The organism is Trichodesmium erythraeum IMS101 (assembly GCF_000014265.1).
Classification (GTDB): Bacteria; Cyanobacteriota; Cyanobacteriia; order Cyanobacteriales; family Microcoleaceae; genus Trichodesmium; species Trichodesmium erythraeum.
In genome coordinates, this window is the sequence record NC_008312.1 from 6,955,080 (window position 1) to 6,980,726 (window position 25,647).

Genomic DNA, 25,647 nt, shown 5'->3' on the forward strand with positions numbered 1-25,647 from the left:
GCGTCAGAGCAAACCCATCTTATTTGCTAATTCCTATATATAGTGTTTTTAAGATTCAAGAAACACCATAAGTAGAAAGTTAATTGTGAACAAGTACAATAAACCATGAGTTATGAGAATTACCCATGGTTTATTGACAATATTTATTTACTCTAGTTTCAGCATTATTAAAAGTAACAAAAACAATTCAGTTGATGGAACTTACTGAAAATATAGTCTTATTTTATTTTATCAGAATATTATGAATATTACTGATTGAAATATGAGTTTTCTGTCAGTCCAAGTCTAATGTGTCGCCAAGGTCCCAAAAAGCTGTTATCTTTTTTTGAGAAAAATAGGACTTAATCCAATTACAGAAATCAGTGCTAATATATTAGAAGATTCAGGAATAGAATTTTGTTCTGTATTCTCAGCGGCAATGCCAGCAGTAATTCCAGAAACAAAAATTCTTTGATAGCCAGTACTTCCCCAGTCTTTAAATACAATTGTAGAAAGCTCTTCATCGTTAAAAGTTACTGGTAAATTAATTAATTGTTTATCAAGGCGATCTTCAGTCCCAATTAACCCGTAGGGATCACTAAATACTTTAACTGTTGTCGTGTTATTAACATTATTTGTCCAATAGTATTGATTATAATCTCGAATATCAGAGTTGCCATATAAGGTTTTTTTATAATAAGCATCATCTGAACCATGAAATTCAATAGAAGCTAAACCTGCTGTTTTCCCCCAATAAGTATTAATTAAAGTATGAACTTCTGTGACTCCGAATAGCCCCACATCAACTGTTAACATCCTCAGATTAGGGCCACCAGCATGATGGCTGTGCCAAATATTATTAGTGGTATTAGGAATATTAAATGGAACATTACCTAACACTAAATTACCACTAGGAAAATCAGAATTAATATTCTGTAGACTGCTATTAAACCCATCAGAAAAATCAATTGTTTAATATAATTGTACTGCGGTTGCTTTCAAAGATGATGCCAAAGTATTGCCAAGTACTAAACAACAACTAATAAAAAAAGTTGTAAAATTTATTTTTGTTTTTAAAGTACTCATCATTACTCCCTAAAGATAAAATATTTTTAATTTTAACTTAAAAACTACAACCCAAATATTTCGCACAAATACTGAGAGTTATCTCCTGATGGGAATTTTTTGGTCAAGTTTTAATAGTTTAATTAGCAATTTCTTTCTGGAACCCTGCGCGATCGCCCACAGCAGTTAATACTAGTTCTTCTACTCCGGCTACTGGCCAAATATTTGTCTCAAGTTGTACTGATAAGTCTTCAAGGGTCATATCATCTAAAAAAAGATTATCTCCCTGTTTCAGCATTACTGAAGGTAACAAAATTCCTTCTCCTAAGTCTCGCCCCTGCAAACCTTCTAACAAATCTTGACCTGTTAATAGCCCAGTTACAGTAATATCTTGTCCCCAATAACTGCTAGATAATGGTATCATATTTACTTCTAAACCTTCAATTTGATTTAATTGATTAGCGATCGCTACAAATGCTTTCTCTACTGCATTCCCTACCACCCAAGTTAATTTTCTTTGGGTGCTTAAGCAAATGTTTAATTCTAAAAACTCTTTGACATAAGCCTCAAATTGTGATATAAAATGACGAATTGAACCAACACCATTGCCAATTTGAGGATAATCTTCATATTCTGAAGCAGGGGGCAACTCTCGACGGCCAATTAAAAACCATTCGTCAGCTAACCAGATACAATTAGTTCCAGATGTGTATCTAACCTTAGCCTGAATTTCCTGTACTTGGTCAATAACCTCCTCTGCCTTTGCAGTAGTGACAGGTATTAACTCATCTTCCACAGGGCGAAAGCGAGTCAACCCCACCGGAACAACCGCAACAGATGCAACTGCCGGAATTTCTCCAGAATGAAACTTTGCCAAATCTAATAATGTACGTTCCAGAGAAATACCATCATTAATTCCTGGGCAAACTACAACTTGAGCATGTATTTGTAGTCGTCGTTCTTGAAACCACCGAATTTGTTCGAGTATTTTACCAGCCCGGGAATTTTTTAAAAGACGCGATCGCAACTCTGGTTCTGTAGCATGAACAGAAACATACAAAGGAGAAAGCCGCATTTGTTCAATTCTTTTCCATTCCCTTTGTGTGATATTAGTCAGAGTTAAGTAGGAACCATAGAGGAAACTGAGACGATAGTCATCATCTTTGAAATATAGAGTATCTCGTTTACCTGGTGGTTGTTGGTCAATGAAGCAAAACGGACAACGGTTGTTACATTGAATGAGACCATCAAATAGAGCAGTAGAAAACTCTAACCCCAAGTCTTGGTCGTAGTCTTTTTCTATTTCAATGTAGTGAGTTTTACCTTTAGCGTCGATGACTTCTATTTCTAAATATTCATCAGCACAAATGTATTGATAGTCAATGAGGTCTCGTGGTTGTTGTCCGTTAATAGCAGCGATCGCATCACCAGACTCAAAACCAATTTCAGCAGCAATAGACTCAGGTATTACCTTAGTTATTAGAGCAGGTTTGATAGAAGTTTGACTCATGTAATATATTTAATAGTAGATAAATTTTAAACTTTTTATTATATCATTTATCAAGTATACCTTAACCTAATTAAGTAAAGGAATAGCTATTCTAAATAGGTTGTATAACCTTATCCTAAAAGTTAGTTATATTAAGATTAGAACGAGCCATGACACCAGTGAATTAACTTTTGATTCTATTTAGTATTGGTGGGAAAACTATGGGTTAATTAATTATAGAAGAGCGAAATGCATATTAATTCTGTGTGATGGTGGTGGTAGTAATAGTTCCCGTGAATAGTATTTCAAGCAAGACTTACCAAATTTGGTTAATGAACTAGAAATTGAGATTCCCATCGCTCATGATCCCACTTATCCTTCCAAATATAATTCCATTGAAAACCCTTTATTTTCAGATGTCAGCCCTCTGCGCCAAGGTGTAAAATTTTAATCCTTAGAGAAAAAAAATAATACTGGTCTAAAAGTATTTACCATTTTCTTAGATCGAGCTTATCAAATAAGAAGCAAAGTGAAAGAGGAGTTCAAACAAACTATGAAAATTATTTTTAATAGTTATTTACCCTAATGGAATTATACTGCTCAACCACAAGCGTTATCAATTATCAATATTATTTAACCCTTGTTCCATAGCATTTTTTCTAGTAAGCATCCCTAGGCTATCCCCACCTTAAAAATTTTCAAAATTATTTTTTTTCAAAATTATTTAGTAATGTAGCCCCAGTTAAAAATACAAAAATACAGGACTTGAATAGTTAAATTCTCCGCCCTGTATACGTTAAAATGGACTAAGCATTCAGCCAGTTCTCAAACAGCTTTTCCTACAAAAATGGGTGATAGCCGACACTAACCGCTGAGTGCTTTTACCTATTTAGATTTAGCTTCCTGACGCTCTTTAGCTTCCTTAATTACCACTTCCGCCACATTAGCAGGACAAGGCGCATAATGGGAAAACTCCATAGAGAACTGACCCCTACCAGAAGTCATAGTCCGCAAGTCGCCAATATAACCAAACATCTCACTCAATGGCACATCTGCTTTGATGCGACTACCAGTTGCAGCCGAGTCTTGAGATTTGATCATTCCCCGACGGCGGTTAAGATCCCCGATCACATCACCAACATGATCATCAGGAGTAAACACATCAACCTTCATTATTGGTTCAAGTAGTTGAGGAGCAGCTTTAGAAAAAGACTGACGATAAGCAGCCTTCGCAGCAATTTCAAAAGCGATCGCCGAGGAGTCAACCGGGTGAAAAGCACCATCCATTAACGTGAACTTCATATCCACACAAGGATAACCAGCTAACATACCCTTTTCAAAGCTAGTCTCAAAACCTTTTTGCACTGCAGGCCAAAATTCTCTGGGTACATTTCCACCAGTCACCTTTGACTGGAAATCAAAACCAGTACCAACTTCACCAGGTTCTATCATATAGTCAATCTTAGCAAATTGACCAGAACCACCAGACTGCTTCTTATGAGTGTAGCTATCTTCAAGGCGCTTAGTAATAGACTCCCGATAAGCCACCTGTGGCTTACCAACTTCTACATCTACCCCATAAGTCCGCTTCAGAATATCAACCTTAATATCCAAATGTAATTCACCCATACCTTTAATAATGGTTTCATTACTTTCAGCATCCGTCTCAACTCTAAAAGATGGGTCCTCCTGAACCATTTTACTCAATGCCATACCCAGTTTTTCCACAGAACCTTTATCTTTTGCCGCCACAGCAATAGAAATTACTGGATCAGGGAACACCATCGGTTCCAAAGTAGCAGGTTCTTTAGGGTCGCAAAGAGTATGGCCAGTTTGCACATTCTTCATCCCCACAATAGCAACAATGTCCCCCGCTTGAGCCGATTCAATTTCTTCACGGGAGTCAGCGTGCATTTCCACCAAACGTCCAATTCTCTCAGTCTTGCCGGTAAAAGTATTTAATACTGTGTCACCTTTAGACAAAGTACCAGAGTATATACGAGTAAAGGTCAAAGCACCGTATTTATCGTCCATAATCTTGAAAGCTAAAGCACGCAAAGGTTTCTCTGGGTCAACGTAGGCAAATTTACCAGTCTCGTTACCTTCAAGATCAATCTCTGGTTGTGGTTTAATTTCAGTGGGGTTAGGCAAGAAATCTACAACTGCATCAAGTACCAACTGCACGCCCTTATTTTTGAAAGATGAGCCACAATAGGTGGGGAAGAAAACCAGATCCTTAGTTCCCTTACGGATACAACGTTTGAGGGTATCAAGATCTGGTTCTTCTCCTTCAAGATATTTTTCCATTACCTCGTCATCTTGCTCAATAGCAGTTTCAACCAACATTTCCCGATATTTTTCTACATCATCAGTCATGTTCTCTGGAACATCTTTAATCTCGTATTTGGTTGGGTCTCCAGAGTCATCCCAAACCCATGCCTTGCGGGTAAGTAGATCCACAACTCCCACAAAATCATTTTCAATACCAATGGGTAATACCATTACTAATGGCTCGGCCGCGAGTACATCTTTCACCTGCTTTACAACTTTGTAGAAATCAGCTCCTGTGCGGTCCAGCTTATTTACATAAATAATCCGAGCAACTTTAGAATCATTAGCATAACGCCAGTTAGTTTCAGATTGGGGTTCTACACCACCAGAGCCACAGAATACACCTACACCACCATCGAGAACCTTGAGAGAACGATATACCTCGATAGTAAAGTCAACGTGGCCAGGGGTATCAATAATATTTAATTGATGGTCTTTCCAGAAACAGCTTGTAGCAGCGGACTGAATTGTAATGCCCCGCTCTTGCTCCTGTTCCATAAAGTCTGTTGTTGCGGCACCTTCATGGACCTCACCGATTTTATGGATTTTTCCGGTTAGTTTCAGAATTCTTTCTGTTGTAGTGGTTTTGCCCGCGTCAACGTGGGCAAAGATGCCAAAATTGCGATAATTAGTGAGGTCTTTTGCCATATTTAACTCTCTTGTTGGATATTACAAACTGTACTCTCTTAGTATTATACATAGAGTATTTATTTGACCAAAAAATAAGGTCTTACCCCTTGGATAAGGGATCAAAAAATATTCGATTCAGTATTTCAAGCCTCTAGTTTCAGGGGGAGGTACTGATAACTAATAACTGAAATGGCCTTGGTAGCTAGGACAGAAATCACTAAATAGGTTTCGGCTAGCAGGTTGGCCCCTAACTGAGGCTGAATTTCCAATATTTGGTTTCAAATCCTGCTTTTATTTCCTTAGCTATATTGCTGATTTTAAAGTATCTTGACTAAAAATCAGCGTTGGGTGGGCAAAGATTTGTCTATTATAGCTAGAATTATTGGCCACTAAAACTTTTGTAGGTAGGTATTATGGGAGAAGGTAGTAGTCGCCATGGTGTCCAGAAAGTTAAGGTAAAGTTATCCTCTGTTTTGCCCATTGAACAGCTTTTGAAAATCTATAAAAATAACTATCCGGAACGTTGGCCAAAATTTTGGGACAGCTTGAGTTATTCTATTAGTAAAGACTCGAATAAACCCCATTATGTTAAGCTTAAATATTAACTTTAATTATATAAAGAAATCCACAATAGAGAAAGCGTCCTAAGCTTTTGTTCGGTATATATTACCAACTTCTATAGCAAACCCTAAGGCAATTTTAATTTCTTATCTCTTTAGTCATGGGTTCCTAAACCAGCCATTGTTCTGGAGTGTCTCCTGCTCTGGTGACTTTTGAGGATCAATTACACGGTAGTGCGAATAATATGCGATCGCTAGTTTGCCCATCATAACTATAGGGTATCAAACTAGAAACTGTTGATATTGATCCATTCTACCTTCTCTACAGAGCAAAAAGTTGAATTTAATTCTTGTAGCATCAGCGATCGCGGTCAGCCGTTTGCTAGAAAACAAGAACGAGCGCCCAAGCACATCATAAAAAAATGATTTTCATAAATCAAGCAATGAAGGCAAAAGGGAAGAAGTGGACTTGATTTATTCTTGCTTCTATATTTTTTGGTGGCAATAGATCACTACCATTGCTTCACACTTCCAGTATTTCCTCAATAGAAATTACCCAAGCACTGTTATATAAATTAGTAATCAATAAACTCAACATAGTACCAAATAAAATTTATCTAGTGACTTCTAAATTATAACTTAGTCTTTTTGGAGATTCTCAAACCTTCAAATTTAGTCAAAGCAAAAATTTAAATTCCAAGTCTCAAGTGCCAAATTCTGAGTTCTAAATTCTAAATCCGTGCCTTCTTGCCTTCATACCTTCTGCTTAGAAATTATCGATCCTCAGAATTATTAATAGGTTTGATAAGCTACCAAAAGTAACAGATGATGGCTGAATGCTTACGTTCAAACCATTATTATATTTATGAAAACTGCAAATTTTCTGACTTGGTTAATCTGTATTAGATCAATAACTAGCATTAATATTGGTGCAATGATATATGCTTATCGTGGACAAGAAAGTATTTCTGTCCTATTTACAAAATCAAGATCATCACAAGCAGAAGCAAAAGTAAAATTTTAAATTTTAAACAAGATGTGAAGCTTTTTGCCAAGGAAATTATCCACAAGCTATAAATAAGTTTACTGAAGTCATAAAAAATAATTATAATATTGCTGAAGCTTATCATAACCCAGATTTGGCTTTTGCTAATCTACGTCAAGATCATGAAAGTGTAGCAAATTTATTACAAGCAGGAGAATTATATCTCCAAGAGGGAAATCAAAAAGCGATCGCTATTGTCAAAAAAAATCTAGAGTTACTAAAAGCCAGAAAAGACTCTAGGAAAATTGTAATTTAATTGCTATGATCTGAATCAGATTTTAGGAGGCAACTATGGGTTTAGGTATTTTAATTGATGGTAAGTGGATTTCTGAAAGGGAACAAGAAGATGCTCAAGGTAGATTTATTCGTCCTCAGACCACTTTTCGTCATCAAATTACAGCAGATGGGTCTAGTGGCTTTAAGGCAGAAGCAGGACGTTATCATCTATATATTTCTTGGGCTTGCCCTTGGGCACATCGAACTGCTATTATGCGAAAACTTAAGGGATTAGAAGATGCTATTGGTTTGTCAGTTGTAGGTGCTGTTATTGATCAAAATAGTTGGGAATTTACAGATGAACCAGGCTCTATTGGAGATACTCTTAACCATCATAGCTATCTTTGGCAGCTTTATCTTCAGGCAGATTCTACTTATAGTGGTAGGGTTACTGTACCAGTACTTTGGGATAAAACTGAAGGTAAAATTGTTAATAATGAATCCCGTGAAATTATTCGGATGTTTGATACTCAATTTAGTGGTATCGCTAAAAATGATGTAAATTTATGTCCTGACGATTTATATAATCAGATAGAAGAAACTATTGATAAGATTTACCAACCTATTAATAATGGTGTTTATCGAGCTGGTTTTGCTGGTTCTCAGTTAGCTTATGATGAGGGAGTCAAAGACTTATTTGCAGCTTTAGATCATTGGGAAAATGTCTTGTCAAAACAACGTTATTTATGTGGTGATCGCCTAACTGAAGCTGATATTTGTATGTTTACTACTTTGGTTCGTTTCGACCCAGTTTATTATGTTCATTTCAAATGTAATTTACGCCATATTTGGGAATATCCCAATTTGGGGAATTATCTGAAAGATATTTATCAATATCCAGGGGTAAAAGAAACTTGTAATTTTGACCATATTAAACGGCATTATTACATGAGTCATCCTAAAGTTAATCCTACTAAAATTGTACCAACTGGTCCAGAGATTGATTTAGATTCTCCTCATAACCGCGCATCAATTTAAGGTATAGCAATAAACCTAAGACAAAAGTAAAAAATAATCTCTGGCTCGTTTTGAGAAGTTAGAAATTTTCTCACCTTTTATTCTCTTATTATTAGACGGAAGAAGGAAAAAGACAAACTTTAAGCTCTTTTCCTTTTCCCTATTTCCTTCACTATTTATCTTCATTTTTTCCAAATATTTTCAATCTAATCACTGAATATACTCCCTAAATATATTTTTCATAATGCTGTCCAACTAAAATAAAAAAAAGAATAACTCATAATAATTATAAAATAAGTTGCCCAAAGATACTATATATAGTACATAATAAATAAGAGGAATCTTTACGCTCTTTTTTTGTGTTATCAAACTCTATTTTGCCTTACAAATGCTTGACTCTTTATTAAAAAGGCTTTGATTATTAGAATTAAATAAGTTCGATTTTAACTCAAGGTTTTTTCAATTAGAATGTCAGATAATCAGATAATAATTAATACTTAAAAATATTTTAGCCTTTTTTTTGCTTAATTCTCAACAACCCTAGTGGTTAGAGGATGAAAATAGGAACCAAAATCAAAGTTACCCAACACCCCAATATACCAGCCTTTAGTAGTTTACCTGGGTAAGTCCTGATGATTTATTTGGCTTTCCTCAAACGATAAGCAACAGCACCAAATATCAATAAACCTATTGCAGAAGTTGCTTCGGGAACTGAGGTATTAGGCTCAGAAACAAGTCTGTAAGCATGATTCTCTGTTTCCAAAGCAGGATTAGAAGAAGATAGAATTATTCGGTCAAAAGACTCATTTTCCTCAGCAAAGAAATTAACGTATCGACTTTCACCATAACCAGCAAAATCTGTAGCTTTCCAATATGCAAGTAGCTGATTTCCTTTGTAGAAAGCCATCCTATTATCATAGTCTGCTAGACCCCCAGTACATACCAAAATAATCTAGTTGTTCCTGAGAGCTAATTGTAACTGGATTATTTCCTAAAGCATTACCAAAGGGGGCAACTGTTAGATACTTTGTCAAATCATCATCAGGTTGAGCATAATGACCAGGTACACTAACTAAAACAACTGTTGGGCCAACACCAGAAGCAGAATAAATAACAGGACCATCTGTCGATGCACCTGATTCAAAATCTATAGTTGTTACTCCTGGCAAACTGGAGAATTGACCTTACCCTACAATAGTTGTACCCCCAATAGTAAAGGTAACTGCATTTAACTGTTGGACAATAGTAGTTAAAGCTACTGCCCCCGCAAAACCCATCACTATTTGTTTGATTTAATTCATAATTATTCTGTCAAAATACAAAGTTTACATTAGCAATTCTCATTTTGAAGAAAAAAGGTCTAAAGTTCTCTAATTTAACAACATAACTAAAAGGAAATTTTACTTTTCCCTGTCATTTTTTTGAGTAGAGAACTTACATTGCATTAGTTTTTTTTAACAATAGATTTTCTTGAGTTGACAAATTTTATTACTTAATGACTTGAACTAGCCCATTGATAACTCTTAGACTTCTAAATTTTGAGCTAGCTCAAGCCTCCCCCACTAGCTTAGGGACTTTCATACAAGGTATCTACTCCCTATTTCTGAGTACAAGCATCATAAATTCTTTGACTATTCTCGCTTAAATTACCCAACCATTTTTTTCTAATTCTTTGGGCTTTTTTATTATGAGCAAGAAAGTCATTAATATACCTTTGCCAACTAGAATTATCTTCCCCTCCTGGAAGTATGAAGCCATAACCAGCACAAAAAGGACGGCCATTTTCTTGATTAATAGTAATAAAAGTATAATCATTTTCTATATCCAAGTTCATCATCTCCGCTGAACCTAACAAAAGAGTTCCATCACTAGCAAAACCACTAACTTCACCATCCATCACAGCTTGAACACCTTCTTCTCTACTTAAATATTTATTATCAATTTTTTCTAATGGATAAGCACTCTTTAGATCGCTTTCATTAGTAGTATTCCTAACTACACCAACTGTGGCATTACCCACTTTCACATCTTCTTCTTGTCTACCTTTTTTAGCTAAAATTTGTGTTGCTGTGATAAAAAAAGGTGAAGAAAAATTAATACCATGCTTGGCTTCACGCTCAGCACTAATAGAATTAGGACCGCATTCTAAATCTACCCTACCACTTGTTACCAAATCCCAACGACTTTGGGTCGTTGATGTAACTAATCTTACCCTGATAGGATCGAGCTGGTTGGCACTAAGGCGGTCCGCTAAAGCATAGGCAATATCTATACAATATCCCGTCCATTTTCCATCATTTCTGAAGCCAAACCAAGGGGAATCTCCCCTAACTCCTACTACTATTAACTCTCTTCTAATGATTGTTTCTTGTGTTTGTGCATGACTAATTTTTTGAGGAAAAATAGCCGCCAAGAATGCTAGGGATGAAGCAATAATAATTTTTAGTTTCTTGTTCATAATTGTTAGTTTGAAGATTAAAATCTCAAAGTGCTTCGAGTCACAAATACCCAAATAGGGTCATTTCGATCATCATGTTCCGGCTGGGTCTCAACAAAAAAACCAGACGTTATATCTATATTATTTGAAATGCGATAATTGTAGAAAAGTTGAAATTGTATAGAAGTATCTGGGTCATCCTCACCATTGTCAATATCAGTCAATTTTGGCTGTTGACCAACTGAAAGACCTAAACTTCCATTTTCAAACACTAAGTCATTTATCGCTACCGTCACTGCCCAATGCCAAATATCTGCTTCATCTCCTTCGCGATCGCCTGCTTCAGCTTCAGCATTGCTATAGCCAACCCAACCAGAAATCGTAAATGGTGCCCAGCGATAGCTACTTTGAAACCCAAAATGGTCGGCTGAAGTTGGCACTTTGCCAAAAGGTTTTTGAGCATTTCTACTACCTGTAAAACCTGCTACATTAACTAAATCTGCCGTATAATATGCTCTTACATAAGCAAAAGAAAAATCCAAATCTAAATTTGGTGAAACTGTTAACTGAGCATAAGCACTATTTGTACCGTTAAAAATTCCACCTCCTTCTCTTGGATCGTTAACTTTTCCCGTACCACCCCCAGGAGCACCCCCCAGATAAGCAACATCTAACCTCAAATTATCGTTAATTTGATAACTATAACCCAAACCAGCACCCCCTACTTGAATATAGATAGTGGGACTATAAGCAGGGAACAAGGCCAGACTTCCTGTATTACCACTAATTAGTTTAGGATTAAGTGCAGGAGCAATCAAATCGAAGTCAAGTCCAGCAGCTCCTATATAAATACTCATTTCCTTGTTGAGGGGAAAAATATAGTATATTTCTGTTAATCGCGTTATATCATTAGGTGGAGAGCCATTGTTTAAATTGGTCATGGCAGTATCTGTATTTACTCCAGGTAGGTCTCCTGCTCTTAACCTAGTTCTGAGGAAGTCTCTACCTGTAAAACTAGTATCAAAGTTCAACGTTAAGTTATGACCAAAGCCTATTTGGCTATCATCGGCGCTTGCTGTAGCATCCTCTTCACCATCATTACCAAAAGCATCATATAGAGCCAGCACTACTTCCCCTTTTAGCAAAGTTGTGGTAGAAAACTGATTAGCTTCCAGAATGTCTGTTCGAGTTTCCAAGCCATTGAGGCGAGATTTAATATCGGCGATTTCAATAGCAAAATCTTCCTGTAATCTTTGGCTTTTGGCTAAGTCTTCTTGAGTAATATAAGTTTCATCGAATTCTTCAATCAGATTTTGAATAACTTGTAAACATTCGTTAAGATTTACTGCAAATTCGTAACGACTGATAGCTCTATTACCACTAAATGTAGCATTTGGAGAGGTTAATAAACAATCATAACGTTCTGCTAATCCTTGGAGAGCACTATAAGCCCAATCTACAGGTAAAATATCACTAAGTTGATTGACAGAGTTAACTTTTTCTAAAGGGGCAGATATTTCTGTATGTTGGTCGAGTTGATTATATTGTTCTATTTGTCCTAAAATACCCTCATTTGTCTCTTTAACTATGGTTGTGCTTTCTTCCTTCCAGTTGGCAAGCGGTTGAGATTTTGGCGGAGGTTGGTTGAGAGGGTTGTACTCCTGCATTTTTTCTAAAATATGGGCAGCTTGCTCAATGTCCTGACTTGATACTTGTTTTTCGGCTTTACTGCTGTGGGCAATAGATAAAACCCATCCCATTCCTAGAACTAGGGGAAAAATTACAATGTTGCAAAACTTCAGTCTCATATTTTAAGTTTGATAATTTTATTGGCACTACAATTAAGTATTATGATTTTAAAACACAAATGACACTACTAAATACTTTTCTTCTCATGTTTACATCTCATATTTGAAATTTGACTATATAAAAAGCGACTTCCTTTGACAAATAGGAAGTATTGTATTAATTTTTTGAGGAAAACAATAGTAGGAAACTACCTATTTTAAAACTCTAGTGAGTTTTTCTCTGACTTTATGGAGTTTCCCTTATTTGATTACGGCAAGGTCGGGACTATTTCAAAGAGCTAGTATATATTTTTCTTTCGGTTCTCTTTTTTACCTCAATTTATCTTTGAACTTGATGATTATCACCCTATTGCTTCTCCATTTAAATATGAAGCTGTTGATAAATCTATCTTGACTGAAGCTGCTACACAAGTAGATAAAAATACTACAGTTAAGTTAAGAGCTTTAAAAGTAATGATTAACTATTATCGTACATTATATTTTTCCTAGCTTTTTAAATCATTAAAAGTGGAGAGATATACAAATTTCAAATTATCTTTGAACTTGATGATTATCACCCTATTGCTTCTCCATTTAAATATGAAGCTGTTGATAAATCTATCTTGACTGAAGCTGCTACACAAGTAGATAAAAATACTACAGTTAAGTTAAGAGCTTTAAAAGTAATGATTAACTATTATCGTACATTATATTTTTCCTAGCTTTTTAAATTATTAAAAGTGGAGAGATATACAAATTTCAAATTTAATTATTTTGGGAAAAAATAATACGCTTTAAAAACAGTTATTACTTATGAGACTCAAGAATATCTAGAAATTTTTCAAATTTGTTATATTCCTGACTGTAGCCATTGAGTGCAATAAAACCTGAATTAGTCAATCAATATAATGTGAGACAATTTTGAAGTAATAATGATGAATCAGTTGCATAAAATTTCCCGAAGTAAGTTTATAGTAATAATTTTAGTTCTGATTATAAACTGTTTTTTACTATCTAATAATACTTTAGCTCAACCTATTAACAATAGTCAGCGAATTCAAAAAGTTTGGGAGTCTATAGAATTAGATACAAACTTAATTTTATCAGGTGCTGAACCCCAGAAACGACAAGAGTTAAAAACTGAAAAATATGCCCGAATGTCTGAATCAGTATTTGATTTTTTTAGAGCAACAAACTCTTTATTTTGGCAAGACTTTATCAATGATAGTAGACTTGGTAAATTTGGTAATACTAAAACAAAAACTTGGATTTTAGGTGATTGTCACATTGGTAATTTTGGCGCTTATAATAACGACAAAGAAGAAATTATTTTTGACCTGAATGACTTTGATGAATCAATAGTTGCTGATTATCAATATGATTTGTGGCGTTTAGCAACCAGTATTATTTTAGTCGCTGAGGATAATTCTCTTAAGAATAAATCTGACCAGAAAGAAATAATTGATAATTTTAGTGACAGCTATCTACATAGTCTAAAAGATTATGTAGGCAATGATCATGAAACTGAGATATATTTTACTCAAAAAAATACTTATGGAGAGGTGGAAAATACCATAAAAAAAGCAGCCAAAGACACAAGAGAAAAAATGCTAAATAAATGGAGTAAAGTTGTAGAAAATAAAAGATTATTTGATATTGATAATAATGAAGATTTAGGAATAGCTAATGATGCCGAAAAAGCTATAAAATCACAAATAATATCTTATAGTGATACCCTTTCTAGCAATGTAAGATATAGCCAAAAATATTTTACAGTTAAAGATGTTGCTCAAAGATTAAATGCTGGATTAGGGTCATTAGGAACACCACGTTATTATCTGTTAATAGAAGGAAAAACTGATGATTTAGATGATGACCATATTCTTGATATTAAACGTCAGTATAAACCTACTGCTTATGGATTATTTAGCTTATATGACCGCTTAAATTATGACAGTATTTTTGTCAATACTGCCCAACGTCATGCTATAGCTTATAAAGCTTTAATTAAACATACTGATGACTTTTTAGGATGGATGAAACTTGTGGATAAGAATCTAACTGACGGAGATTTTTCTGGTTATTATTCTGTCCGAGAAATATCTCCCAATAAAGAGTCTCTTAAAACTTACAAATTAGAAGATAAAAATAGCTTCATAGAAGTTGCCAAACAATTGGGAGAAATTTTGGCTACTGATCATGCTAGAGCAGATCAAGATTTTGATGAAAAATTAATTCCTAATTCTTTAGAAAAACAGGTGAAAAAAATTACCGATGGTAGGGGTAAAGAATTTAGAGAATTAGTCAGTGACGTAGCCCTTCACTATGCAGAGCAAGTAAATATTGATTATTCTAGTTTTGTAAATAGGTATAATAGGTATAAGGAAAACTGAAGTTTAAATAAACTTTGAAAAAAAAGGAAAAATACTCAAGGTAGCTGTTTTAAGTAAACTGAAGCAGCTATTTTTTTTTAATTAAATTTACTGCTCTAGTTGGCAAACTCAGCTAGTGGTGGCACATTACAATTGTAATTATTTTGATTTAAAGTATAATAGTAGTACCTTGCTCTCTGGAAGTAATATTATCATTCAAGATATTAAAAATACTGGATAATTATAACTTATATTCTACACTTCAAAATCTAGTAGAAAAATATTGCAAGAAAGCGATCGCGATAAATTAAATATTAACACTGAAAGTCAAGAAAAATTGGCACTACTAGGGTACATTAGAAAAAACAGTAGGCAAGTGGCTAATAAAAATCCCTCAAAGCAAAAATTTCATGGAAAAATTGAGTCTTGGAAGAAAAAACCTATCTATTAAAAATTTTCAAGTGCGAGAAAAACTCCGTAGGTACCCCCTTAATAAGAAGATAATAATCCTGAGAATATAGGGGAAAAAACTTAAGTAAATGTAATCGTTTATTAGTTAACAGAACTTACCCACGCGAAACTATATATAGTGGATAAAAAAATCGTCTATCTTCACTATAACTTCATGGGATACAGTACTCCGAGTGACAAAGCGATCGCTTCACTATCTTTATTCAAAAACACTTTAGTTATTCCCCATTAAAAATTACTTCATTTTAATTGAAGGATGTTTCAATTCTGAGGCTAAACTCATCTTGATAAATACTTTTTCCTATTTTTACAGCAAATCTTTTTAATTAGTTAAAGTTAGTAGCAAAATTTCTACCACAAAACTCAGAAAGTATCTATTAGCTAAATTTTTAATTACTGTTAATGATCATGGAACTAATGCTAGTTCCCTTGAGCAAAAAATTTTCAGCTTTCCTATCTTGGCCCTCATATACTTTATGTTAACCAACTTTAAACTCACATATTCGTAAACCTTGCAGTTTGCGCGCGACTTTCTCGTTTGAAATTACCCACTCCTCTTACTACCCTCCCTCCGAGGGAATGGGGGTAGCTTACCCTTTCTCTTACCTAGGGAGGTTGCATAAAAGCGTCCGTACAAAGTATAGCAGTCGAAGTATAGGACTATAGGTAAGAAAGAAGTAAAAGTAATCTCTGACTGAATTTTCAGATTTCGCAATATCCTAATCTTTGTTTCGACTGCTATAAAGAAATTTTCATAAGCAATGCAAGCAACGACTCTCTAGTGAGAGACTCACAACATTCTAACTGTTGAAAAGATGTGTTTAAAATTTTCTTTTATTGACAACTACTTCAATTCAAGAAGATCAACTCAAATTCAAATTCCAGACTATATTGTGCCATTATCAATTGATATAGAGCATTAAGAATTATATTCTCTTCAGAAGAAAAGTGGTTTTTCCAATCTCCGACTATTCCGTTCTGAAAAAACTATGATTATTTACATAAATCTATTATTTTCTTGGTTATATCAGTTCTATTCAGTGCTTCACCCAGCCAACGTCAGCGTTATCCAGCTCCCCTGGCACACCCTTAGTAACTGAACTCCATTAGCTAAATTTAACCCTGCATTCAAGTCTAGCTCACGACCTTTAATTACAGTGTTCGCAATTTTAAAACTTTATGTAAGATTTAGCACCTGGAAATACTTTACCAGTAGATAACGTAGCCAATTATTTTACACCTAAATTAACACTAACTACATCCACTGACTTCTCAGTATTTTGAGTTATAGTTTCTACTTTAAAGCTGACAAACTATTTATTAGCTTTTCTGCTAATAGTTACAGAATTGGGATTAATATTATCAGGTAAGATTTCATAAGCTTTCACTTTCACCCATCCAATTTGAGGTAATTTTTATGACCCACTCCCATCTCCTCCTGAGAAGGACTGGGGGTAGGCATGGAACCATCAAGGGTGAAACTATCATCTCTACCTTTTTTCTGAAATTTAGGCACTTCCGACACTTTAGTGAATCTTCGTTTCCAAGCAACTGAAACAATACCTCAAACGATATTACAAAGATGTTCAGTGAAACCTCGTAGTACCAAAAGTTTTTTCGGTTTAACCATTGCTACTAAAAGTTTATGCAGGTCAATTGTAATCAGAAATTTGATTTTGCTCTCAGGTATACCCTAGTTATGATTCAATATCGGGTTAAATATAATCCCCATCCCCAGCTTCCTTACATGACCTGCTACACCCGCGTACGCGGGCTAAGTTTCGTTTTTCGCTGGTTATTTGGGTGCAGTTCAGTTTTCAATTCAAGCAGCACAAATAAAGATAATTACATCTGATTATAGATTATACCAGATTATAGCCAACAGCTTATGTACCCTAATGCCAGTATGGCTACCACTGAGCTGTCTGATTTTGGAATTCAGCAATTTCTTTATTTAAGATGTCTAATGCTTTTGCGTATTGAGGATCTGCTTCTATAGTACCTATTTTGTCACGATTTTTTTGCAAAGTTTCTTTTTGTTTTTCACTCAGGGGTATTTTTACATCTGGTTGAATTCCCAATTTGTTAATATCGCGACCATTAGGGGTAAAGTATTTAGCGATCGTCACCGCTATCCCTGCACCCTTACCAACACTACGCACTGACTGCACTAACCCTTTACCAAAAGTCTTTGTCCCGACTAATGTCGCTCGCTTGTTATCTTGCAGTGCACCAGAAAGAATCTCACTGGCACTTGCAGACCCCCCATCTACCATAACCACCAAAGGCTTATCTGTCAAAGACCTATTATTAGCCTTTTGGCGATCAGTGACACCATTGCGGTCTACCGTGGAAACAATATCTCCCCGCTTTAGCCACATCCTAGCAATTTCTATGCTAGCATATAGCAATCCACCAGGATTAGAACGTAAATCCAGAATATAACCTGATACCTTCTGAGTTTCCAAATTACCTATTGCCTCTCGCATCTCACCAGCAGCATTCGCACTAAATTGGCTTAAGCGAATATAACCAACTTTGCCTAAAGAATTGTAACTCTCTTTCTGAGAATACTTAACAGGATGAATTTCAATTTTTGCCCGAACAATAGGAAACTCTATTTCCAGATTTTCTCGTTTAATAGTTAAAATTACTTGACTACCAATTGGACCGCGAATCAGACTTACCGCCTCATTAATATTCATTCCCTTAGTGCTTTGACCGTCAATTTTGCTAATAATATCCTTAGCTTGAATACCTGCATCAAAAGCTGGAGTATCTTCTATTGGTGAAATAACTACCAATTTTTTTGAATCTGGGTCTTGGGTTAGCTGAATACCTACACCTGTTAGTTCCCCAGAAGTATCTATTTGCATATTTTTAAACTCTTCGGGATCCATAAAGCGGGTGTAAGGATCGTCTAACTTTTTTAGCATTTCCTTAATCGCATCATAAGCTTGTTCTTCACTGGTATATGTTTTATCAAGATACTCGTTGCGAGTTGCTTTCCAGTCTACTTGATTGAAAGTACCATCTACATAAGTTTTATCAATAATTTGCCAAACTTCGTCGATTAATTCTTTCGGAGCATTATTACTTAATGATGCTTGAGAGGAAAGATGAATACCAGCGCCAATTACAGTGACGCCTGTTAACATTAATGCTGTTACACCAAGGATAAGTCCACGTTTTGCTATAACCATTTTGTTTGTTGAATGTTGAATGAATTTAAACAATAATTACTACATCTAGGCTAAACCTAATTTAGCATATGTAACTATTGCCTAGAAGCACTTCTCTTTGCTAGGTTTATAGTCAAACTTCTTGACTAATAATTTATACTTTTAAAAAATATATTGAGTTTTAGTTAACTCCAGAGTAACATTGAATATCTAAACAGGTATTAAATCTACTTAATTGCTGCTAATTCATATTACACAAGCATCACAAATTATGGAGTGAGGCTCAAGAGTAATTTCAGCTAACTTTTATTCCTCTATCCGATTTTTACCTAAGTCCTAAGATTTATTTTTTTTACTATCCTGATTACCTAAATTTAGTTGTTCTCAACTTTTTTTAAGACCTCTAAAACTACTATTTATTTGCAAAATTTATAGAATATTCCTCACTATGAATATTAATTACAAGCTTTTATCGTACTCAATCACACTAATAAATTGTCATTTTATATATATCCAAACCAACTAATTTAGATTCCGGATAAGTGATATAATGAAATTTTGAGTTTACAGGAGTTTTCAGCTAAATAAGCTACATAAAAAAAACGATAAGTCACTGTGGTAAATTGTATGCAACCTCAAGCTATTTGTGTTTTTTTTATCACTAATAACCATAATTTATTATATTCCATATTTTATAGGATAAAAATACTACAAGAGTTATTTTATGTTTAGAAGCTATATAACATCCTATTTTATTAAAAATAAAAGCATCATATTATAACAGAATAATCTATTTTTACCTATATATTTTCATAATTATTAAATATTATCAGGCCAGACTTTGAATGGTTACTCTGAGATACTAAATTTTAACCTGTGTAATTTCGGTTAGATAATTACTGGCCATTAGTACTTCCAAATATGTTACGTTTTAGTAGGTTTAGTGGTAAACAGCAAAGATAATTAGTAAGTTTGGTGGTTTTAGGTTTGGTTAAACATTCGCCAGATAAGTTACCCTAACCGACTCCTCTTCAAAACCGTTCGTGAGACTTTAACCTCAAACAGCTCCTCTCTTAGACCTCCTTTGTCATAGGTACATCCTTTCTCTTCTAGTACTAAAATATCGTTTACCCATATATATCCCTCAGGTAAATCCTGTAATTTTGCTTTTTGATATGTTTTACTATCTAAGGCTGTCTTAGTATCGTAGCAATGTCGGTCCAACAGTTATTTGTCTTTGTATGTATTGTCAACACCTTTAGATTTAGGTGTTATATGCTCTATTTCCATCAAGTCTGTTGGTTTGAATATAGCTACACATAATGCGCATCTGTTCTTTTATCGTTTTAATCTTACCGTTACCTATTTCCTTATGCCTTGATATTTCCGATTCTATTGCTCCAATAAGTCCATTCGCCGTCATCAGGGGATTTGTTATCCTTTACCTTAACATACCTTGCAATAGTTACATCTGAGTGTAGGCTTAGTATATATCCTTTGTCATTTAATACCCAAACTCGGGTGTTAGAGATAGAGGGTAAGTACTTTTCTGTCACCCATTTGGCTAACTTATTTGGATGCCTTCTATTTGTCCATCGACCTAATCTTTTCCAAAGAATATTATCTAATTTATGGAATACTTCTTTGCTGACTTGGGCACAGAAGTAGTTATCATATTATTACCGAATTTAGTTTGACTATTAGAGCTTTTACTAGAACAGTTTTATGTGTATTACATATTTCTGCCAATTTCCGATAATGAATTTTTATACTCTAATTAGATGGTTTTATCAGTATCTTAAATCCTTGTTTGATTTACTTAACTTTCTATTACCTCATAATGAATACTAGGAAGTAAAATCCGAATCCGGGTTTATTTCCTTCATATTCCTCCAAAGTATGGGTAATTCTAGTTTTTTCTGGTTTTAGTTCTAATTCTATCTGGGTTAACCATTCCTGCATTACGGCTTTTGCTTGTAAAACTACTTTGAGGTCTTTGTTTAGGATAACAAAGTCATCAGCATAGCGAATGAAGGATAGTGCTTTTTTATTCTCTAGCTTTCTTCCTGAAAAGGATTCGGCAAACTTATTTAAGCATTCTTCCATCCCGTGTAGGGCGATGTTTGCACTTTAGAAAAATTACATCTCCCTGTGGTTTACCTTCCACAGTGTTTGAGAACTTTGTACTATCGAATACCTCAGATTTTAACCATTATTTGATTAATTTCCTGTAGGGTTTTTGACCTATTTTTCTCAACAGTGCATCATCGTTAATTTGGTCAAAAAATTTAGATATATCAGCATCAAGCACATATTTAGTTTTTTATTAATGCTTAGGTATATTGCTGAAGTAGCATCATGTGTTGATCTCCAGAAAAGACTATAGCTATTAGGTTCAAAAATTACCTCCGACTAGCTGTGACCTAACTAATTTAACCAGTGTTTGAAGTACCAGACCATACATTGTTGGGATGCCTAATGGGCGTTTTTCTTCTCATCCTGGTTTTGCTGTCGGTGACTCTGCGGGTAGGGCTTGCTTTCAGAAAATCCGTTTTTAGGATATCTACCAAGTTAAATCTTTCCATGGGTGGCAAATTCTTGATTCCATTAATTCCAGCAGTTTTCTTACATTGGTTGTCTTGGGTCACACCTCTAACAGTTAGCAACCTTGTGTACTAACTTTTGCTCAGAAGTTTTTGGTAATTACCCACTCTGGGAATATTGCCACAGCTGGATCCTCTGTAAATTAACTTTTACAACTTAAAAACATATTTTTCTACCCTCTTCAAGTTAATGTCTCTCCATTTAATATTTGGGTTAACACTAGCTTGACTGGATATATCATAAGTATCAAATACTACACTTAGAAAGAGTTTTGTGTTATTCAATTTTATTTTAAATTTTTAGCTTTATTCATTCCTAATAGTTACCATTAATTACTTCTAACAGTGGGTACCTTAGCATTACTGCTTTTTACCCAATTCTATTCCTTCTAAAACCTACAACCATTGTGTAGTTTTACCAAGAGTGCACCTTTGTTCTCCACCAATATTCTTAGCTATCAAGATAGGGGTTTTCTCATTCTCTTATTCCTTTTTTATGACTGACGAATATGGGGTAAAATCCCCTGGAGGTTTCGTATTTGTTGTTGATAATCTCTATCACATAAGATTATCCATTGCCCCTCTGATTTTCGTCCTACATCCCATAGCTACCTTTGAGATGGTTGTGCAGAATAAGTGTTTAATTACCTTCCTGTTCGTCCACTTGTCAGTCTCTCCTAGAAGTCTCACTCATTTAGTAGTTAGAGCTTTGACCCCATTTAGACCAGCTTCGGGGATTGATATTTAGCTTCTACCCCGTGGCCTACCCTGTCAACCTAACAACAAGGTGATAGGAATTCCACCCATAAGGTAATAAGAGTTATTTTCAACTCGAGGTTGTCCTCATGTATTGACTTCGAACGGTCATTTATATCTTAATTAAAGGCTTAGTGGCCAACGATTCTCACATACTATAGAGCAAAGGTAGAAAATGATTGAAGTAAAAAGTTATCCAAATTTAACGAGCCAAAATCAATGAATTTGGTAGTTAAGATGTTCAGGACTTACCCAAAAGGCGCTACATGAGAGTGAGAGCGAATCCTAGAAATACCTAGAAATAGCATTTTCCAGGTTAATTTGTGGTGAGTCTCGCCCATGTTGCTCAATTTGTAAAATTTTCACCCCTTAACCTGACACCTCAGAGCTGAAACATTCATCAACAATTAATTTTATTTTGGCAAGAGCATCAGATAATTAGTTTAGGAGTGTAGTAAAAATACACTCCTAGCACAAACAGATTGATTAGAAACTACGGTTCAACCCAACGCCCATCAGCTTTAATTAAATTAATCAATTCTTCAACTCCTTGAGATTCGTGGACTTTCTTAATTTCTTCCCGCCCACGATATAACGAGATATAGCCAGATTGCTTGCCTACATAACCATAATCTGCATCAGCCATTTCTCCTGGACCATTAACAATACAACCCATGACAGCAATATCCAATCCTGTTAGATGTTTTGTTGCTTCCCGCACTTCATGAAGAACATTTTCCAGATTAAATAAGGTTCGGCCACAGGAGGGACAAGCTACATATTCTACCATTGTTTTTCGCAGACCCAAGGCTTGCAAAATACTGTAACAAACTGGAATCTCTTTTTCGGGTGCTTCAGTTAAAGATACGCGAATTGTATCCCCTATTCCTTCTGCTAACAGTGTGCCAATACCAGCAGTAGACTTAACTCGACCATAATCTCCATCCCCCGCTTCTGTCACACCCAAATGTAGGGGGTAGGGCATACCTAGTTCATCCATCCGCTTCACCATTAATCGATAAGCAGCTAGCATTACCGGCACCCGTGAAGCTTTCAGAGAAATTACCAAATTGTAGTATTTTAAAGATTCACAAATTTTGATAAATTCTAAGGCAGACTCTACCATACCTTCTGGGGTGTCCCCATAAGTAAACAGCATCCTTTCAGAAAGGGAGCCATGATTAACTCCAATGCGCATAGCTTTGTTTTGGTCTCTGAGAGAGACTACTAAGGGCTTTAGAGTTTGGCGAATTTTATCACCTATTTCTTCAAATTCTGCCTGAGTATATTCGTTTCTCTCAGCTTGTGGCTTTTCAAATACATATAAACCAGGATTAATTCGCACTTTATCAACCTGTTTGGCCACTTCTAAAGCAATTTTCATGCCGTTATGATGAACGTCGGCAACCAGTGGGACAGGTTTGTAGGTTTCTGCTAATTTTTGCTTGATTTCTCCTAGAGATTTAGCATGGGCTATACTAGGGACAGTGACACGAACAATTTCGCAACCTATTTCATGTAAACGCCGAATAGCAGCTACGGATCTCTCAATGTCAAGAGTATCTTCGTTGATCATTGACTGAACTACAACTGGATGGCCACCACCGATGGTTATATCACCCACTTTGACAGAACGAGTTTTTCGCCGATGGATAGTAGTGTCAAATACAGCTTGGTTTATTGGGGTTTTGCTTGGGTTTGCTAGGGTTTGCATAATATAATATCTTTGTTTTTCTCTAGCGAACGGTTTAGTAGTTTATTATTTTCCTATATTTCAGGTTGACATATAACTGCTGAATTTGATCTTTATAATTTGGATAACTGTAGCGATCGCTTACATATTATCTACATAGTTGTTAAAAATGTAATTGATGTCATGCTATAATTATAAGCTATTTGATTTGAGTTTTGGGTTTTCTATTTCTACTTTCTAAGCTTCTGATCTCCATATTTCCTTAGGTTTAAGTTGAAATTTCTCCCTATCGTAGATGAGGAATACCATGACGATTATAACCCATTAGCTGATCGTAAAAACATTTGTAGCCCTACGCGCAAGTCATGCAATAGTCGGTTACGTCATTTAGATTGCCTTAAAATACCAAGTCTGTCATACCAATTTAAAAATGTAAAAAAAATAATGTTACAAATAGTTTCTAACTTTAACTATTAATTCATCACATTCATTGCATTGAGGTCAAAAATAATTTCTTCTTTGTCGTTATTAGACACGCCAAAATTATCAAAGAAAAAATAAGTTTAAATACAAGTTTTTTTAGTATAACTAAATTTATAAATATTGTCAAAATCTAGACTTTTTTGCTCTTCAAAATAGAAATAGTGATTAAAGCATTAGAGCATATTTTTAGACTTTAAAACATTAATTATCAAAGAAAAAATAAGTTTAAATTCAATTTTTTTTAGTATAACTAAATTTATAAATATTGTAAAAATTCAGACTTTGTTGCTCTTCAAAATAGAAATAGTAATTAAAATATTAGAGCATATTTTTCAGCTTTAAAACATTTTCAATTATGGGGATTAGAACCTAATAATATTTTGTATCTATCTAAATCTAATTCTATAAATGCCTAATTTCATTTGAAGTAAGCTGACTATTGTTAATAGATAGATATCAAATATTTTTAGATAGCAAAAACAACAGTTTATTGCCAGCAATAAAATTATTACTATTAACTAACTTCGGAATTTTTTTTATCATTATTACTCAAAAATTCTCCCATATATTGATTTACTAATTCAGGTTGTTCTTGTTGTACCCAATGGCTACAGTTAGGAAGATAACGAATTTGCCAACTTTCCACATATTTTTCCGTACCATAAGTTAATTCTATCCCTAAAGCCGTATCATTTTTACCCCAAATAATTAAAGTTTCAATTTGTAGCACTCCCCACTCTTGCTGATTTAAAAAGCAAAAAAAATATTACGATAATAATTAATCATTGAAGTTAAAGCACCTCGTTTAGCTGCAGCACCTTTATCTGCTTCTAAATCTGCCTCAGTAAAGGCAGATTTAGAAGCAGCCATCTTTTTAAATGTAAAAGCAATAGCGTGATAATCATTAAATCTCCAGATAAATTCAGGTAAAAAAGGCAACTGGAAGAAAAATATATACCAACTTCTTAAAAGTTGTTTTGGAGTACCTAATCCTTCCATAAATTTTGCCGGATGAGGAATATTCATTACGATTAATTTTTCTACCATTTATGGATGTGCATAAGCAAAATACCAAGCTATTGCTCCCCCCCCCCATCATGTCCTACTAAAATACAGTTTTTATAACCTAATTCTTTGATTACTTCTTCTATATCTTTGATCAACTTTGCCATAACATAACCAGACTTTTATTGAGGTTTATCGCTTTCATTATAGCCCCTCAAATCTAGAGCAACTACTTTATCATCTTGAGCAAATTCAGGTATTCGGTATCTCCAAGAATACCAAAATTCAGGGAATCCATATAACATTAACATTAATGGGCCTGAGCCTTGAGAAACATAATGGAGATTAATACCATTTACTTGAATAAAATTGCTTGGAAAAAGATTCCCTTTGATTGACATGAATATTTTCCAACAATTACTGTAATTTTAAATGCCTATGCTCACAGGAATAATCAATAAAAAATGGGAATATATTTTTTGATTTGTTGAACACCTTTATATCTAGAGTAATTTATTAATCATTT

At 34.6% G+C, this 25,647-nt stretch carries 23 protein-coding genes and 1 pseudogene; 6 read left to right on the forward strand and 18 right to left on the reverse strand.

The window, feature by feature from the left end; all coding sequences use genetic code 11:
- Positions 1-315 precede the first annotated feature (315 nt).
- Together TERY_RS21775 and TERY_RS21780 are read right to left on the reverse strand one after the other, a co-directional pair.
- A complete protein-coding gene (locus tag TERY_RS21775; RefSeq protein WP_011613814.1) occupies positions 316-879 on the reverse strand; it encodes a hypothetical protein in 564 nt (187 codons plus the stop codon).
- A 304-nt stretch (positions 880-1,183) separates the two neighbouring features.
- A complete protein-coding gene (locus tag TERY_RS21780) occupies positions 1,184-2,554 on the reverse strand; it encodes a TIGR03279 family radical SAM protein (RefSeq protein ID WP_011613815.1) in 1,371 nt (456 codons plus the stop codon).
- Positions 2,555-2,753: 199 nt separating this feature from the next.
- Between TERY_RS21780 and TERY_RS37595 the strand changes: the two are divergent.
- A pseudogene (locus TERY_RS37595) lies at positions 2,754-2,984 on the forward strand (ISAzo13 family transposase); the annotation flags it as partial.
- Between the two features lie 434 nt (positions 2,985-3,418).
- Here TERY_RS37595 and fusA read toward each other — a convergent pair.
- Positions 3,419-5,512, reverse strand: coding sequence for an elongation factor G (fusA, locus tag TERY_RS21785; protein ID WP_011613816.1), 2,094 nt, complete (start codon positions 5,510-5,512; stop codon positions 3,419-3,421).
- Positions 5,513-5,907: 395 nt separating this feature from the next.
- On the opposite strand from fusA, the gene TERY_RS21790 reads away from it, so the two are divergent.
- The 4 genes from TERY_RS21790 (at position 5,908) to TERY_RS21800 (ending at position 8,353) form a co-directional block, all read left to right on the forward strand.
- Positions 5,908-6,099: a hypothetical protein gene (locus TERY_RS21790; RefSeq protein WP_044136995.1), complete on the forward strand. Its 192-nt coding sequence runs from the start codon at positions 5,908-5,910 to the stop codon at positions 6,097-6,099.
- 252 nt (positions 6,100-6,351) lie between these two features.
- Entirely contained in the window at positions 6,352-6,480 is a 129-nt protein-coding gene (locus tag TERY_RS37600; protein WP_370496070.1) for a hypothetical protein, read from the forward strand.
- 713 nt (positions 6,481-7,193) lie between these two features.
- Positions 7,194-7,355, forward strand: a complete 162-nt coding sequence (locus TERY_RS33820) for a hypothetical protein (RefSeq protein ID WP_011613817.1) — start codon at positions 7,194-7,196, stop codon at positions 7,353-7,355.
- A 35-nt stretch (positions 7,356-7,390) separates the two neighbouring features.
- Positions 7,391-8,353 (forward strand): glutathione S-transferase C-terminal domain-containing protein, encoded by a 963-nt coding sequence (locus TERY_RS21800; protein ID WP_011613818.1) that lies wholly within the window; start codon positions 7,391-7,393, stop codon positions 8,351-8,353.
- Positions 8,354-8,969: 616 nt separating this feature from the next.
- Here TERY_RS21800 and TERY_RS21805 read toward each other — a convergent pair.
- The 4 genes from TERY_RS21805 to TERY_RS21820 form a co-directional block, all read right to left on the reverse strand.
- On the reverse strand, positions 8,970-9,278 hold the full coding sequence (locus TERY_RS21805) for a hypothetical protein (protein WP_196797137.1): 309 nt from the start codon (positions 9,276-9,278) through the stop codon (positions 8,970-8,972).
- Positions 9,247-9,501 (reverse strand): Npun_F0296 family exosortase-dependent surface protein, encoded by a 255-nt coding sequence (locus TERY_RS21810; protein ID WP_011613820.1) that lies wholly within the window; start codon positions 9,499-9,501, stop codon positions 9,247-9,249. Before TERY_RS21810 ends, TERY_RS21805 begins: the two co-directional genes overlap by 32 nt.
- 428 nt (positions 9,502-9,929) lie before the next feature.
- Complete coding sequence (locus TERY_RS21815; RefSeq protein ID WP_011613821.1) at positions 9,930-10,790, reverse strand: transporter substrate-binding domain-containing protein; 861 nt, start codon at positions 10,788-10,790, stop codon at positions 9,930-9,932.
- 17 nt (positions 10,791-10,807) lie between these two features.
- A complete protein-coding gene (locus tag TERY_RS21820; RefSeq protein ID WP_052845855.1) occupies positions 10,808-12,529 on the reverse strand; it encodes an iron uptake porin in 1,722 nt (573 codons plus the stop codon).
- A 959-nt stretch (positions 12,530-13,488) separates the two neighbouring features.
- Between TERY_RS21820 and TERY_RS21825 the strand changes: the two genes are divergently transcribed.
- Positions 13,489-14,949: a DUF2252 family protein gene (locus TERY_RS21825; protein WP_011613823.1), complete on the forward strand. Its 1,461-nt coding sequence runs from the start codon at positions 13,489-13,491 to the stop codon at positions 14,947-14,949.
- Positions 14,950-16,789: 1,840 nt separating this feature from the next.
- On the opposite strand, the gene TERY_RS37605 is transcribed toward TERY_RS21825, so the two are convergent.
- The 11 genes from TERY_RS37605 to TERY_RS37640 all read right to left on the reverse strand — a co-directional run bounded on the left by TERY_RS37605 (position 16,790) and on the right by TERY_RS37640 (position 25,522).
- Positions 16,790-16,915 carry a hypothetical protein gene (locus TERY_RS37605; protein WP_370496074.1) on the reverse strand — a complete coding sequence of 42 codons (126 nt, stop codon included), beginning with the start codon at positions 16,913-16,915 and terminating at the stop codon, positions 16,790-16,792.
- A 394-nt stretch (positions 16,916-17,309) separates the two neighbouring features.
- A complete protein-coding gene (ctpC, locus tag TERY_RS21830; protein WP_011613824.1) occupies positions 17,310-18,602 on the reverse strand; it encodes a carboxyl-terminal processing protease CtpC in 1,293 nt (430 codons plus the stop codon).
- 990 nt (positions 18,603-19,592) lie between these two features.
- Positions 19,593-19,805 carry a hypothetical protein gene (locus TERY_RS31360; RefSeq protein WP_063823354.1) on the reverse strand — a complete coding sequence of 71 codons (213 nt, stop codon included), beginning with the start codon at positions 19,803-19,805 and terminating at the stop codon, positions 19,593-19,595.
- A 146-nt stretch (positions 19,806-19,951) separates the two neighbouring features.
- Positions 19,952-20,200 carry a hypothetical protein gene (locus TERY_RS37610; protein WP_370497304.1) on the reverse strand — a complete coding sequence of 83 codons (249 nt, stop codon included), beginning with the start codon at positions 20,198-20,200 and terminating at the stop codon, positions 19,952-19,954.
- A 211-nt stretch (positions 20,201-20,411) separates the two neighbouring features.
- The gene (locus TERY_RS37615) at positions 20,412-20,687 is read right to left on the reverse strand and encodes a reverse transcriptase domain-containing protein (RefSeq protein ID WP_011613825.1); all 276 of its coding nucleotides are present in this window, start codon (positions 20,685-20,687) and stop codon (positions 20,412-20,414) included.
- A gap of 326 nt (positions 20,688-21,013) precedes the next feature.
- On the reverse strand, positions 21,014-21,229 hold the full coding sequence (locus TERY_RS37620) for a hypothetical protein (RefSeq protein ID WP_370496077.1): 216 nt from the start codon (positions 21,227-21,229) through the stop codon (positions 21,014-21,016).
- Between the two features lie 1,204 nt (positions 21,230-22,433).
- Complete coding sequence (ispG, locus tag TERY_RS21840; protein ID WP_011613826.1) at positions 22,434-23,654, reverse strand: (E)-4-hydroxy-3-methylbut-2-enyl-diphosphate synthase; 1,221 nt, start codon at positions 23,652-23,654, stop codon at positions 22,434-22,436.
- A 976-nt stretch (positions 23,655-24,630) separates the two neighbouring features.
- Entirely contained in the window at positions 24,631-24,846 is a 216-nt protein-coding gene (locus TERY_RS37625) for an alpha/beta fold hydrolase (RefSeq protein ID WP_370496079.1), read from the reverse strand.
- Positions 24,847-24,863: 17 nt separating this feature from the next.
- Positions 24,864-25,163 carry a hypothetical protein gene (locus TERY_RS37630; protein ID WP_370496081.1) on the reverse strand — a complete coding sequence of 100 codons (300 nt, stop codon included), beginning with the start codon at positions 25,161-25,163 and terminating at the stop codon, positions 24,864-24,866.
- A gap of 29 nt (positions 25,164-25,192) precedes the next feature.
- Positions 25,193-25,288, reverse strand: coding sequence for an alpha/beta fold hydrolase (locus TERY_RS37635; protein WP_370496083.1), 96 nt, complete (start codon positions 25,286-25,288; stop codon positions 25,193-25,195).
- Positions 25,289-25,303: 15 nt separating this feature from the next.
- Positions 25,304-25,522, reverse strand: a complete 219-nt coding sequence (locus TERY_RS37640; RefSeq protein ID WP_370496085.1) for an alpha/beta fold hydrolase — start codon at positions 25,520-25,522, stop codon at positions 25,304-25,306.
- Positions 25,523-25,647: the final 125 nt, after the last annotated feature.

Bases quoted from the DNA above. Each gene is read 5' to 3' on its own strand.
- TERY_RS21780 (WP_011613815.1), bottom strand. From the start codon at position 2,554: ATGAGTCAAACTTCTATCAAACCTGCTCTAATAACTAAGGTAATACCT.
- fusA (WP_011613816.1), bottom strand. From the start codon at position 5,512: ATGGCAAAAGACCTCACTAATTATCGCAATTTTGGCATCTTTGCCCAC.
- TERY_RS21790 (WP_044136995.1), top strand. From the start codon at position 5,908: ATGGGAGAAGGTAGTAGTCGCCATGGTGTCCAGAAAGTTAAGGTAAAG.
- TERY_RS21800 (WP_011613818.1), top strand. From the start codon at position 7,391: ATGGGTTTAGGTATTTTAATTGATGGTAAGTGGATTTCTGAAAGGGAA.
- TERY_RS21815 (WP_011613821.1), bottom strand. From the start codon at position 10,790: ATGAACAAGAAACTAAAAATTATTATTGCTTCATCCCTAGCATTCTTG.
- TERY_RS21820 (WP_052845855.1), bottom strand. From the start codon at position 12,529: ATGGGATGGGTTTTATCTATTGCCCACAGCAGTAAAGCCGAAAAACAA.
- TERY_RS21825 (WP_011613823.1), top strand. From the start codon at position 13,489: ATGATGAATCAGTTGCATAAAATTTCCCGAAGTAAGTTTATAGTAATA.
- ctpC (WP_011613824.1), bottom strand. From the start codon at position 18,602: ATGGTTATAGCAAAACGTGGACTTATCCTTGGTGTAACAGCATTAATG.
- TERY_RS37615 (WP_011613825.1), bottom strand. From the start codon at position 20,687: ATGGAAGAATGCTTAAATAAGTTTGCCGAATCCTTTTCAGGAAGAAAG.
- ispG (WP_011613826.1), bottom strand. From the start codon at position 23,654: ATGCAAACCCTAGCAAACCCAAGCAAAACCCCAATAAACCAAGCTGTA.
- TERY_RS37630 (WP_370496081.1), bottom strand. From the start codon at position 25,163: ATGGTAGAAAAATTAATCGTAATGAATATTCCTCATCCGGCAAAATTT.
- TERY_RS37635 (WP_370496083.1), bottom strand. From the start codon at position 25,288: ATGGCAAAGTTGATCAAAGATATAGAAGAAGTAATCAAAGAATTAGGT.
- TERY_RS37640 (WP_370496085.1), bottom strand. From the start codon at position 25,522: ATGTCAATCAAAGGGAATCTTTTTCCAAGCAATTTTATTCAAGTAAAT.